The organism is Streptomyces sp. NPDC034670, from assembly GCF_055574875.1.
This window is the reverse complement of sequence record NZ_JBVITR010000009.1, coordinates 143,271-156,175: the sequence shown is the minus strand read 5'-3', so window position 1 is coordinate 156,175 and position 12,905 is coordinate 143,271. Positions and strand designations below refer to the sequence as shown.

Below are 12,905 nucleotides of genomic sequence, written 5' to 3'. Positions count from 1 at the left end.
TGACGCCCCTGTCCATCCTGTCACTGGGCTGGTTCCTGCCCGAGGTCAGTCTACACCCCCCCCCCCCCCCCCCCCACACCACCCCCCCCCCCCCCCCCCCCCCCCCCCCCCGCCCCCGGGGGCCGTGCCATTGCCCGGCCCGGCCGGGATGGCTAGCCTGTGTGTTCGTCATGCCGATCGCCTGTTGAAATCTCGAACGAACGCAGGCGCCTGAACACATAGGGAGGGGGCCGGTCGTGGGACGCCTCGTACCAGCCGTGACCCGGGCTCTCGACATCCTTGAGCTCTTCCTCGACGGGGACGGGACGCTCTCCGCCCCGGACATCGTGCGCAGGCTCCAGTTGCCGCGCACCACGGTCCACGAGCTGGTGACCACGCTGGCCGCCCGGAAGTACCTCGTCCCGGTGGCCGGCCAGCCCGGGCGCTACCGGCTCGGCGTGCGCCCGTACCAGCTCGGCGCCCGCTACGCCGAGCACCTCGACCTCGCCGCCGAGGGCCAGCAGGTCGCCCGGTCCGTCGCCGAGACCTGCGACGAGACGGTGCACGTGGCGATCCTGGAGGACACCGACGTCATCTACATCGCCAAGGTGGACTCCACGCACGCGGTGCGGATGGTGTCCGCGGCCGGCCGCCGGCTGCCCGCCCACTGCACCTCCGTCGGCAAGATGCTGCTGGCCTCCCTCCCCGAGCGGGAACTCGCCGCGCGCATCCCCGACGACGCCGAACTGGCCGCGATGACCCCCAACAGCATCACCGACCCGGCGGCCCTGCGCGAGGCCCTGGCGGAGATCCGCGCGCGGGGCGTGGCCGTGGAGAGCCGCGAGTCCAACCCGGACGTCTCCTGCGTCGCCGCGCCGGTGCGCGACCGCACGGGACAGGTGGTGGCCGCGCTGTCCATCTCCGTGCCGATGATCCGCTGGAGCGACGAGCGCCGGGGCGAGCTGGAGCGCCTGGCCGCCGAGGGCGCCGCCGACCTGTCCGAGCGCCTGGGCCACCGGAGCGCGGCATGAGGGGCCGCACCGCCTACGAGGTGGCCGTCCGCGCGGAGGCGGCCCTGGGCGAGGGCCCCACCTGGGACCCGGCCGCCGGCCGCCTGCTGTGGGTCGACATCCTCGCCTCCCGCGTGCACACCTGGGACCCGGCCACCGGCCGGCGCACCGTGCGCGGCACCGACCAGCACGTGGGCGCCGTCAAGCCCCGCGCGGGCGGCGGCCTCGTGCTCAACCTGCGCGACGGCGTCGGCCTGCTCGACCCCGACGGCGCCTTCCGCTGGCTGCACCGGGACGCCGTCCCCGGCCGCCGGGGCAACGACGCCGCCGTCGCCCCCGACGGCACCCTGTGGGCCGGCACCATGCGCTACGACGAGGCCGCCGGCGGCGGCACCCTCTCCCGGATCACCGGGGACGGCACGGCCGGGACCGTCCTCGACGACGTGACGGTGAGCAACGGCACCGGCTGGAGCCCCGACGGGCGCCTGATGTACTACGTCGACACCCCCACCCGCCGCATCGACGTCTTCGACCACGACGTGGCCACCGGCCGCGTCACGGGCCGCCGCCCCCTGGCCGAGGTCGAGGAGGGGGCGGGGTTCCCCGACGGCCTCACCGTCGACGCCGACGGCTGCGTCTGGGTCGCCCTGTGGGACGGCGCCGCGGTGCGCCGCTACACCCCGGCCGGCGACCTGGACCGGGTGATCCCGCTCCCGGTGCCCCGCGTCACGGCCTGCGCCTTCGGCGGCGCCGGCCTGACCGACCTGTACGTCACCACGGCCCGGGTGGGCCTGCCCGCCCCGCACCCCCTGGCCGGCTCGCTCCTGGTGCTCCCCGGCGCGGGCCGGGGCCTCGCGGCGCCGGCGTTCGCCGGCTGACCCGGGGCCCGGACGCCCGGGCCGGCACCCGGCCCTCCGGGCCGACCGCCCCTTCGGCCGGTCGGCCCGTGCGGCCGGCTCAGAGCCCCGTGCGGTCGACCTCCCGGAGGACCCTCCGCTCGCCGGGGGTCATCGGGGGCGCCGCCGGCGGCGGCAGCACGGGGCCGGTGAGGGCGGCCAGGACCGCCGCCGGGTGGAACATGCGGGCCGGGGTCGTGCGCATGCTGGTGACGTCCCAGAGCGCGGAGGCCGCCGCGTAGGAGCCGGTGGCGGCCCGCAGCACGCGCCGCGAGTACGCGGTGGTGAAGCGGTCGGCGACGCCGGGCCGGCCGCCGCGCACCTCCGGGTAGAACAGGTCCTGGCCGACGGCCATGGACCACGCGGCGTCCGCCGCCCGCGCCGCCCCGCGCAGCACCCGCCGGGCGAGGCCGGGGGAGTCGAAGCCGGAGCGGCCCAGCTCCCGGTCGAGCACCCGCGCGCCGAACGCGGCCACCGACATGCCCTGCCCGTACACCGGGTTGAACGTGCCCAGCGCGTCCCCGAGGACGGTGAAGCCGTCGGGCCACCGGGGGGACCTCTCCAGGTACCGCCGCACGTTGCTGGTGGACCGGCTCAGGTGGATGCCGGTGAGCGGTTCCGCCCCGGAGATCAGCCGCCCCACGATGGGGTCCGGCAGCGCGAGCGTGTACCGCAGGAAGCCCTCCGGGTCCGCGGGCGGCTCACCGCCCCGGGTGCCGCCGAGGCTCACCATCCACCGGCCGCCCTCGATCGGCAGCACCATCCCGCTGCGCCCCGGCCCGGACCGGTACGGGTCGGGCTGCACGATCGTCAGCGGGAACCGCTCCGCGCCCTCGGGCACCCGGTAGACACGGGTCGCGTTCACCAGCCCGGAGTCCACGGTCCGCTCCTCGATCCCGGTCAGCCCGAGCCCGGCCAGCCAGGGGACGACCCGGGTGCCGCGTCCGCTCGCGTCGACGACGAAGTCCGCCTCCAGCTCCGCGTCCCCTCCGGGGGCGGCGACGCGCACCCCCCGCACCCGCGCCGGGGAGCCCGTCAGCCCCACCACGGCGCCCTTGCGGATCTCGACCGGGCGGTGCTCCAGCACCGCGGCCCGCACCTCCCAGTCCAGCAGGGCCCGGCTGCACGTGAGCATGACCGGGCCCTCGCGGCGCCACCGTCTGAGCCAGCCGCCGGGAGTGAGGGCCAGCATGCCGGAACTGAGGGATATCTCGTGGGCCCCGGCGGCGAGCAGCCGTTTGCGCAGGTCCGCGTCCGGCACCAGTTCCTCCATGGCGGTCAGCCCCCCGGCCATGAGCAGGTGCGCGTGGCGTCCCTGCGGCAGCCCCTTGCGGTGCTCGGGCCCCTCGGGCAGCTCGTCGCGGTCCAGCACGACCACCTCGTCCGCTCCCGCGGCGGACAGGACGGCCGCGGCCAGCATGCCGGCCAGGCCGGCACCGATGACGACAGCTCTACGCGACATGGGGCTCCTCGGTTTCGGTCGTGGGTCCGGCCGCGGCGGCCGGCTGCCGGACCAGTTCCTGGGCCAGCTCCACCAGCCCGCCGGTACCGGACACTTCGGTGGCGTGCAGGCGGTAGGTGCCTGCGGTCTCGGGCGGTTCCTCGCGGGCGGCGGCCCGGCGCGCCGCGTCGGCCAGCATGGCGGCCTCCGCCGCGAGCCGGGCCTCGTGGGGGGAGCGGCCCGCGCTCAGGGCGGTGTCCCGCACCCGTTCGCGGACCCGGTGGTCGAAGTACGGCGCCAGCGTGAGCAGGGCGTCGTGGATGGACACCTCGCGCCACTGGAGCCGGGCCCGGGGCAACTGCCACCAGGCGGCGGGGGGTTTGGGGGAGGTGGGCACCGACTTCACCAGGGACCACAGCGGAGCCAGCCGCCGGTAGTGGTCCAGCTCCCGCCACTGCGCGAGGGCCGGCGGCAGCAGCCGCGGCAGCACGAACCCCGCCGCGCACAGCAGTGCGGCCAGCGAGGCCATCGGCGGGGCGAGCGTGGTGGACAGGAAGTCGAGGTCGTGGCCCGACCAACGGGCCACCAGCGCCGTGTACTTGGTCAGCTGGAACCCCAGCACGTCCAGCAGCGCCCCGCACAGGATCAGCCGCAGCCCGGCCCGCAGCAGCCCGGTGACCTCGCGGCCCCACTTGACGCACACCGCGCACATCACCAGCATCGCCGCGCTGTGCCCGACCAGGTACAGCAGGATCATCTCCCGCATGAACGGGGTGTTGGCGTAGTACGTGTCCAGGTCCGTCAGCCGCTCGGTGTCCGCCTCGGCGAGCGCGAACAGCACGACGATGGCCGCCACCAGCCCCCCGTAGGCGGCGATGCTGCGCAGCACCATGCGCCGCACCCGCTCGCGGGGGCCGCCCCGCCAGTTGATCAGCAGCACCAGCACCGCGCAGCTGTACGCGGAGAGCATGCCGTAGGTCAGCGGCGCACCGAAGTTGGGGACGCCGGTGAGGTCGTTGACGGCGGCCAGGGTGGGCGGTGCGGCGCAGACGAAGACCAGGGCGCCGAGGGCGACCGCCACGCAGGTGGACAGCGTCAGCGGGTTCCGCACGGCCGTGCGCGGGCGGCGCAGCAGCAGCACCGAGGACAACCCGAAGACCAGGGCCCCCAGGTACACGACGAGACTCATGCCGGACGGCTCCCTTCGCCCGGTGCCCGGTCGCCGCGGTCCTCCCGGTTCACACGGCTCCCGCCGTGGTCCGGCCGGGCACGGCGGCGGCCGGCGGCACCGGGGCGGTACCGGTCAGCGCGTCGGCGATCCGGGCGAGGCCGGCCGGTCCCGGGACCCGGCCGAGGAGCCGGCCGGCGCCGGGCGGCGGGGCCTCGTGCCCCGGGTCGGCCTCGTGCCGTACCGCCGCGGTGATCACCGCGGCCCAGGCGGCGGCCTCGGCCCGCTCCGGGTCGCCCGTCGCGTCCAGCACGCCGGCGCGGGTCCGGTCGTACAGCTCCCCGTCGAAGTAGGCGTCCAGGTGGCCCAGCGCGTTGTGGATGCTGGTCTGGCGCCACACCAGCCGGGCGGTGGGGGAGGCGAGGCGGGGCCGGGGCAGCCGCAGCGTCCGGCGGGTGAGCAGGTCGTCGAGCACCCGCTCCAGCGGTTCGAGGCGGGCGTACGTCCGCCGGGCCCGCCGTCGTTCCGCCAGCCGGGGCGCCACCAGCGGGACGAGCACCCCGACGACCGTCAGCAGGGCGCCGAGGCCGGCGGCGACCGGGGGGACGGTGGTGCCGAGCACCGCCCAGTCCCGCCCGGACCAGCGGGCGCCCACCGCGACGAGCTTGGTCGCGCTGTACCCGGCGCCGCACAGCGCGCCGGCCCCGAGCAGCAGCAGCCCCACCCGCAGCCCGCCCCGCACCCGGAGCGCCCAGCGCAGCGACGACACCGTGGTGACGGTCACCGCGGTGAGGTGCGCGACCAGGTACAGCACGATCATCTGGGCGATGAACGGGGTCGTCGCGTAGTAGGTGTCCAGGTCGGTGCGGCGCTCCACCGGCGCCTCACCGAGGGCGAAGGTCACGGCGATGCCGAGCAGGACACCGGCGTAGGCGAGGACCCAGCGCCGGACGGTGCGGTGCACCCGGGGCCCGCCGCGCCAGCGGACGACGAGGACCTGGGAGGCGGCGCAGTACCCGGTGATCGCCGCGTACGTCAGCGGCGCGGCGAGGTTCGGCACGCCGCCGAGCCGGTTGACCGCCCCGACCGTCGGCGGCGCCCCGAGGAAGAAGCAGAGCCCGGCCAGCCCCAGCACCGCGCAGATGGACCGCAGGTACGGATCGTGGCGGTGCCGCAGCAGGTCCGGGGACTTGACCACCAGACCGAGCCACAGCACCCCGCAGCTGGTGTAGTTGATCAGACCGCTCATCTCTTCGTCCCGCGGTAGTTGAGCGCGGCCCCGATGCGTCCGGCGAGGTCCTGGGGGTCCTCGGGGTCGTCGCCCGGTGCGGCGGGCACCGGGCCGGCGGGGGCCTCCAGCCAGGTGCGCAGCCGGCGTCCCATCAGCATGCCGAAGCGGTCCGCCTCCTGCTCCTCGGCCAGGCTGAAGTCGGTGCGCGCGGCGACCGGCCGGGGCCGCCCGCCGCCGGCCGCCGCCTGCGCCGGCCGGCGGTTCATGTGCCACACCTCGTGGCAGAAGATCACGATCTGGTGCCAGGCGGCGGCCCGTTCGTCCACCACCACGTCGTCGTGGTGCTCGCGCTCCAGCCACAGCCCGCTGGCGGTGTGCGGCGGGAACGCCGCGCGGTGGACGACGACCTCGCGCCCCCGCCAGGCGCTGACGGAGGCGACCAGCGCCTCGAACAGGACCTCGGGGTCCGCCGGGACCGCCACCCGGATGGGGTCGATGAGGGCGTCAGCGAGACGACGCATCTCCTTCCTGGTACGCACCGCTGTCTCCCCGTCACCCCGGTCGTCGCTCGGTCACCTGTGCAATATGCCAAGACGGGTGGCGTCCCGGCCAGTTCCGCGTGCGGCACGGTCACTCGGTGACCGCCACGGCGTCCTCGGGCGCCGTGGCGCGGAGGCGGACCTCCCGGAGGTCCTCGGGGCGGCGCAGGGCGCGCGAGACGGCCCCGATCTCGCGGAGCAGGTCCGTGGTGTCGGGGCCGTGGGCGCCGTCGCCCCCGTCCGCACCGGGCCCGGCGTGGACGGCGTCGAGGATCGCCACGGCCGCGGCCAGCGCCTTCGCCCGCTCCGGCGGGAAGCCGAGGCCGAGGGCGGCGTCGTACGCCCGCTCGCGCAGCCGCTCGTCGGTGCGCCGGGCCAGCGGCAGCAGCACGTCCCGGATGAAGGTCTCGCGGCGGGTCAGGCGCAGTTCGGGGCTGGCGCGCAGCACGAACGGCACACCGGAGCCGTGCACGCTCCTCATCAGCTGGTACAGGGGCCGCAGCCGGTGGTGGGCGACGCGCAGCCGCCAGCGCTCGTGCAGGTACTGGCCGGCGTGCGGCAGGATGAAGCCGACCGCGATCGACACGGCGGACAGGCAGGCCAGGGCGGGGGCCACGTCGAGACTGAGCCAGTCCAGGTCGTTGCCGGTCCAACGGGCCGCGACCGCGGTGAGCTTGGCGGCGTCGAAGGCCAGGTTCAGCGCGTAGCCGAAGCCCAGGAACTTCAGCCCCCAGCGCAGCCAGGCGTCGAGTCCGTCGGTGCGGATCCAGTTCCAGATCAGCTTCGAGGTGATGAGGACGGCGGTGGTGTGCGCGAGGAGGTACAGCAGGATCTCCTCGCGCATGAAGGGCGTGTTGGCGTAGTAGGTGTCCAGGTCCCGGGTCCGCTCCACGGGCACGTCCGCGAGGGCGAACAGCACCCACAGCAGGGCGATCACGCCCCCGTAGGCGGAGACGACCCAGCGGGTGGCCCGGCGGCTGGCGGCGGAGCGCTCGGTCAGGCCGTCGCGCCAGGCGATGATCAGCACCAGGCAGGAGCCGCAGAACGCGGTGAGCAGCGAGTAGACCCAGGGCGCCGAGATGTTCGGCACGCCGGTGACCCGGTTGACCCAGGCGATGGTCGAGGGCGCGACGAACACGAAGACCGCGCAGGCGAGCAGCAGCAGCCCGCCGACCGCGCGCAGCAGCGGGTCCGCCCAGAACCGGATGATCGTGGGCAGTTTGATCGCCAGGGCGGCGGCGAGGACGGCGGCCGGGATCCACCAGAAGGACGTGTAGAACTCGCTGAGGAACGAGGCCGGACCCATGGCCGCGTCCGCGACGTCCATCGCGCCCCCCGTTCTCGTCCGCCGCCGGTCGGCCGCCGTCATCAAGGCCGTTCGAGCCTACGCGGCCGCACGGGTCCGCGTCATGCGAACCGGTGACCGCTCCCCGGCCGCACCGGGCGCGCGTGACCGCGCGGGCCGGGGCGGCGGCCTCACCGCCCCGGTGACTCCACCGCCTCCACCGGCACCCCGCCCTCCGCCGCGCCCAGCAGCGTCAGCCGGACGTCGCGCGGGCCCGCGGGCGTGGTGCCGTCGGCCAGCACGGCCAGGGCCAGGGTGTTGGACCCGCGGGTGCGGAGGATCCCGTTCGGCAGGACGAAGGTGTGCTGCGGGCCCACGTCGTTGACGTACTGGCCCATGTTCCAGCCGTTCAGGAAGATCTGGACGCGGTAGGCGCGCTCCGGGTCGTCCCCGAGCGTGAGCCCGACCGAGGCGTCCAGGCCCGGGGGGACGTCCAGCCGGAAGTCCGTCCGGTACCAGGCCACCCCCTGCCGCCGGTCCGCGCGCGGGAACTCCACGGCCTCCCAGTCCAGGTCGTCGTGGCCGGGCAGGTGCCAGCCCTCCCGCTCCCCGTACAGCCCGCCGTTGTTCAGCGGCCCGCGCACCCGGTCCGGTTCCGCGGCGCCCTGGATCCGCCAGTCCACCTCCCGGGAGCCGCCCGCGAAGTCCACGGACAGCAGCCCGCGCGCGGCCCGGTGCGGGTCCGTGCGGGCGTCCTGCGCCCCGCCGTCCCCCCGGCCCCCGTCGTGCTGCATCCGCCGCACGAGCACCGACAGCACCCGACGGCCCCGTCCGCGCAGCTCCTCGGGCACCCCGAAGGCGGCCGTGGCCGTCCACGTGCCCCGCCCCACCGTGTCCCCGTCCGGCACCGGCATGCGGTGCGTGCCGAGCGGCCGCCCGTCCAGCCAGGCCATCAGCAGCCCCTGCGTACCGGTGCTGTAGGTCAGCGACACCGTCTCGATGCCGCGGGCGTCCTCGAACCGCCCCCGGTACCAGACGTCGCCGTAGTGGAAACCGTAGTCGTCCGCGAAGAGGACCGGCCGGCCCCCGGGCACGGGCGTGGTGCCGCCCGACGACGTGCGGTCGGCGGCCGTCCACGCCGAGTCGTCGAAGTCCGGCTCGGCCTCGGGGTTCTCCTCCCGTCTCCGCCAGCCGCCGAGCGCGGGCAGCCGCACCGCCGGCGCCGCCGGCATCAGCTCCTCCGCCACCAGGCTCCCGGCCCGGCTGACCCGGGTGCGCACCGGCCGCCCGTTCCAGGTCACGGCGGTGGTCCCGCGCGGCGCCCACACCTCGAGGCCGGTCGCGGCGACGACGTCGCCGGTGAGGTGGACGGTGGAGCCGCGCAGGACGGCCGAGCGCAGCAGCGCCGGACCGTAGACCAGCAGCGGGCCGGACGGCGTCTCGTACGGCCACAGCCGCAGGGCGGTCGCCTCGTCGGTGAACAGCAGCAGCAGGGGCGTCCCGGAGTCCCCGTCCTCGACCAGCACGCGGCTCAGCGCGCCCACCCCGAGCGGCACCACCACGTTGAGCCTGCCCCGGTCGTAGGCCCACGCGGGCTCGTCGTCCAGCCGGGTGACGCGCGGCTGGACGCGGCAGTCCAGCGCGACCTGCGCCACCTCGCGGTGCCGGCCCGTGAACACCGCGACGTCCAGGCGGCCGGCGGTCGTGAGCAGCATGGGCTGCGCGGTGGAGTAGGCCAGTCTCCGCCGCCCCAGCCCCAGCCCGGTGACGAGCAGCCTGGCGTCCCGCGGCCCCACGGTGACCGGCACCTCGACGCCGGTCCCCGGCAGCATCGAGGTGACCTGCCCGGCGGAGTCGTTGCGCAGCACGTACACCTGGGCACCGGTGTCGGGGTTGGCCAGGTGGTACACCGTGATCCGCTCGTCCGCCGCCCGCACCCGCCCGGCCGGGTCCAGCCGCGCGAGGTCGGGCACCGTCCGCACCAGGTGCCCGAGCTGGTGCAGCGCGGCCAGCTTCGGCGTCGGCCGGCGCCCCTCGTCGATCGCCGCCCCGTGGTCGTACGAGGTGTAGACGCCCGGCGAGGGCAGCCAGCCCCACGAGGTCCCGCCGAACGCGGTGCGGACGGTGTGCGCCGTGATCCCGTTGGCGAGGTGGGTGAGGCGGCCGCGCCGCTCGTACGCCGCGTCGCGGACCCGGCGGACCTCCGCGTACCCCTTGCCGCCGGACGACACCCCGCCCCACGGATCGGCCGCCCCGCCGGCCGCCCGGACCAGGAACCCGGGTGCGCGCGGGCCGGCGCCGGCCCCGTGCTCCCCGAAGTGCCCGAGGTCCGGCGGCACCTCACCGGGCGCGGTGTCCACCTCGACCCCGTACAGCAGGCGCCCCTTCTCCCGGCCGGTGCCGGGGATCTCCGGCACCCCGCTCCGGTCCGGCCCGCCGCCCGTGTGGAACAGCGGGACGTCGATGCGGTCGGCGCGCACCTTCCGGTACAGGTGGGTCAGGTAGGCGCGCCCGGCCGGGTCGCCGGCGGGGACGCCGTGCCCGTCCTCGATCTGGTACAGCAGCACGGTGCCGCCGCCCCGGCTGAACAGGTGCCGGACGGCGATGGTGTCGACCGCGCCCAGCCACTCGTCGACGTGGCGCAGGTACGCCGGGCCGGCGGTCCGCGCCGCGTCCCCGGCGGCCGTCAGCCACCCCGGGAGGCCGCCGGCGTCCAGGTCGGCGGCACCGCCGGCGAGCCCCGGGCGCAGGACGACGTACAGCCGCTCCTCGGCGGCCGTCCGCAGGAACAGGTCCAGGTCCCGCACCCCGGTGAAGTCGTACCGCCCGGGCGCGGGGGAGTGGTAGTTCCACGGGACGGGGACGCTCACCGCGTTGTGCCCGTGGGCGCGCAGCTTCTGCAGCACGTCCCGCCACAGGGACGGGCTCGGCAGCCGGAAGGGGTGCACCTCACCGGACCACAGCACCAGGCGCCGGCCGTCGACCAGCAGGGAGTACCGGTCGAAACCGATCCGGTGCCGCCTGCCGTCCGCGCTCGGCGCGGGGGGCGGCGGCCCCGTCGGCACGGTGCGCGCCCCGCGCGGTCCGGGCGCCGCCCCGCTGCTGCCGGCCAGTGCGAGGCCGAGGGCCGCGGTGCCGGCCAGAGCGGTGAAGGTACGCCTGCTGAGCTCCAAGGGAGCGCCTCCTGTGGTGCCTTGTGCTGTGCGGGGACCGCGCCGGTGCGCCGGGCGGCCCCGGTGGGTCATTGTCCACGGACCGGCTCCCCTCCGTTCACACGAGGATCCCGTTGTATCCCGCTTCGCCCGGTTGCGGCACGTCGGGTGTGAAGGGCCGGAGTCCGCCCGGTCCGCGGACCGCCGTCCCGCGCCCGGTGAGGTGCGTTCCCTCCCGCCCTCCCGACGGGCGCGGCCGCGGTCTCCCGCCCGTCGGTGCGCTCGCCGGCCGGCGGGAGGGGGTGGAGGGGGGACCGCCCGCCGGGACCGTCCGCACCGCCGCCCTCCTGGCGCTCGTGCCGGCCACCGCCTCGGCGTACCCCGGCCCCGGCCGGGTCACCGGCTCCGTCGTCACGCACGACCCGTCGATGATCCGGACGCCCTCCGGGCAGTACCCCCTCCACGCGACCGGCGGAGGCACCGTTCGTCGTCGAGCGGAACGGCTCCTACTACCTCTTCGCCTCGTACGACACCTGCTGCGTCGGCACCGGTTCCACCTACAAGGTCAAGGCCGGCCGCGCCACCGGCGTCACCGGGCCGTACCGCGACAGGAACGGCGTCCCGATGACGAACAACGGCGGAACGCCCGTGCTCGAGTCGCACGGCCGGGTCGTCGGCCCCGGCGGGCAGTCGATCCTGAAGGACGTCGACGGGGACCTGATCGTCTACCACTACTACGACGGCGACGACGACGGCACCCCCAAGCTCGGCGTCAACCTCCTGGACTGGAGCAGCGGATGGCCCGTCGCCCGCTGACCCGGCCGGCCCCGCGCCCCACCGGCCGCGGTGCTCACTCCGCGCCGCCGTGCCCCCGCAGGTGGAGCGAGCGCAGGACCACCTCGAGGGCGAAGCGGTGGTCGGGGTCGGCGAGCCGGTCGCCCAGGTGGGTGTCCAGGGTCCGCAGCCGGTAGCGGACGGTCTGGGCGTGCACGCCCAGCAGTTCGCCGACCTGCTCGGCGGGCGCCCGGGTGGAGACGTGGACCCGGAGGGTTTCGACGAGCCGCTCGCGCCGCTTGGCGGGCAGGCCGGCGAGCGGCGCCAGTTCACGGGCCGCGAGGTGGTCGACGAGGGCGGGGTCGGACAGCAGCCACAGGGTCGTCAGGTGGTCCTCGCAGCGGACCAGCGGGGTGTCGGGCACGATCCCGTCGTCGACGAACTGGAGCACCCGGCGCGCCCAGCGCACGGAGTCGGCGGCCCGGGCGACCGGTACGGTCAGGCCCACCGCGGAACGGGTGCCGGCCAGGGCCGCGCCGAGCATGTCGAGGCGCTGCCGGGTGGGGTCCCCGGGGACGAGCAGGTGCGGCTGCGGGATGTCGAGGTCGGCGAGGACGTCGCCGTCGAGCCCGGCCTGGATGTGCTCCGGCACCGGGGGGCGCAGGGCGACGAGGAAGCAGGTCCGGGGCAGCTCCCAGGCGGCGGCCTCGCACAGTTCGGAGACGGTCGTCTGGGGCAGCGGCGAGGACGCCAGGAGGAGGTGCAGCAGCTGTCTTCGTAACGCGGACACCTCGGAGGCGGCACGCTCCCGCACCTCCGCGTACCCCTCGCGGGTGACCGCCTCCAGCTCCTCGACGTACGCGAAGAGGGCGTCGGCGAAGGCGAGGACGAGGGAGGGGGAGAGGCTGTACTGCCGGCCCAGCGTCTTGGCCCGGCGCAGGGCGATGCGCGCGCCGAGCCGGTAGGCGCTCTGCAGGACCTCCAGGTCACGCCCCTCGTAGGCCTCCACCCGGCCGAACCTGCGCAGCAGCTGGTCCCGCAGCTCGGAGCTCTTGCCGGGGTCGGCCACCCGGTCCACGAAGGCGGTCAGCGCCTGTTCGACGCCCTGGCGGATCGCGTCCCCGTCCGGACCGTTGAGCAGCCGTCCGTACATCGGGTAGGCGCGGGTGACCTCGGTCCGTATCTCGTTCAGCAGTCCCGGCAGTTCCGGCCGCATGAAGGCCGCGAACTTCCTGGGGAGGGGGTCGAGCGGCTCACCGGGCACCGAAGGCCGTGCGATTGAGGGCATGAGCGATCCCTTGCTCTCCGACATGTCCGGTGGGGAGGCCGGCCGGGGGGGAGGCCGGCCCGGGGGGGGGGGGGGGGGGGGGGGGGGGGGGGGCCGGGGCGCACATGGGCGAGGAAAGGGAAAGAGACGGAATACCCTTTGG

Annotated in this window: 9 protein-coding genes and 1 pseudogene; 3 read left to right on the top strand and 7 right to left on the bottom strand. The window is 75.9% G+C overall.

Annotated elements, in window-relative coordinates:
* Positions 1-236 precede the first annotated feature (236 nt).
* Complete coding sequence (locus ACZ56B_RS09770; protein ID WP_468788080.1) at positions 237-1,010, top strand: IclR family transcriptional regulator; 774 nt, start codon at positions 237-239, stop codon at positions 1,008-1,010.
* Positions 1,007-1,867 (top strand): SMP-30/gluconolactonase/LRE family protein, encoded by an 861-nt coding sequence (locus tag ACZ56B_RS09765; protein ID WP_468788079.1) that lies wholly within the window; start codon positions 1,007-1,009, stop codon positions 1,865-1,867. Before ACZ56B_RS09770 ends, ACZ56B_RS09765 begins: the two co-directional genes overlap by 4 nt.
* Before the next feature lie 79 nt (positions 1,868-1,946).
* On the opposite strand, the gene ACZ56B_RS09760 is transcribed toward ACZ56B_RS09765, so the two are convergent.
* From ACZ56B_RS09760 to ACZ56B_RS09735, 6 genes are all read right to left on the bottom strand, one after another.
* Positions 1,947-3,347 (bottom strand): NAD(P)/FAD-dependent oxidoreductase, encoded by a 1,401-nt coding sequence (locus tag ACZ56B_RS09760; protein WP_468788078.1) that lies wholly within the window; start codon positions 3,345-3,347, stop codon positions 1,947-1,949.
* A complete protein-coding gene (locus ACZ56B_RS09755) occupies positions 3,337-4,515 on the bottom strand; it encodes an MAB_1171c family putative transporter (protein ID WP_468788077.1) in 1,179 nt (392 codons plus the stop codon). Before ACZ56B_RS09755 ends, ACZ56B_RS09760 begins: the two co-directional genes overlap by 11 nt.
* Positions 4,516-4,564: 49 nt before the next feature.
* The gene (locus ACZ56B_RS09750) at positions 4,565-5,743 is read right to left on the bottom strand and encodes an MAB_1171c family putative transporter (protein ID WP_468788076.1); all 1,179 of its coding nucleotides are present in this window, start codon (positions 5,741-5,743) and stop codon (positions 4,565-4,567) included.
* Complete coding sequence (locus tag ACZ56B_RS09745) at positions 5,740-6,246, bottom strand: toxin (RefSeq protein ID WP_468788075.1); 507 nt, start codon at positions 6,244-6,246, stop codon at positions 5,740-5,742. The genes ACZ56B_RS09750 and ACZ56B_RS09745 overlap by 4 nt, the downstream gene beginning before the upstream one ends.
* Positions 6,247-6,355: 109 nt before the next feature.
* A complete protein-coding gene (locus tag ACZ56B_RS09740; protein WP_468788074.1) occupies positions 6,356-7,591 on the bottom strand; it encodes an MAB_1171c family putative transporter in 1,236 nt (411 codons plus the stop codon).
* Between the two features lie 149 nt (positions 7,592-7,740).
* Complete coding sequence (locus ACZ56B_RS09735) at positions 7,741-10,722, bottom strand: glycoside hydrolase family 35 protein (protein ID WP_468788073.1); 2,982 nt, start codon at positions 10,720-10,722, stop codon at positions 7,741-7,743.
* Positions 10,723-11,003: 281 nt separating this feature from the next.
* Between ACZ56B_RS09735 and ACZ56B_RS09730 the strand changes: the two are divergent.
* Positions 11,004-11,517 (top strand): annotated as a pseudogene (locus ACZ56B_RS09730) (family 43 glycosylhydrolase).
* Positions 11,518-11,551: 34 nt separating this feature from the next.
* Here ACZ56B_RS09730 and ACZ56B_RS09725 read toward each other — a convergent pair.
* Positions 11,552-12,763: a PucR-like N-terminal domain-containing protein gene (locus ACZ56B_RS09725; protein ID WP_468788072.1), complete on the bottom strand. Its 1,212-nt coding sequence runs from the start codon at positions 12,761-12,763 to the stop codon at positions 11,552-11,554.
* Positions 12,764-12,905: the final 142 nt, after the last annotated feature.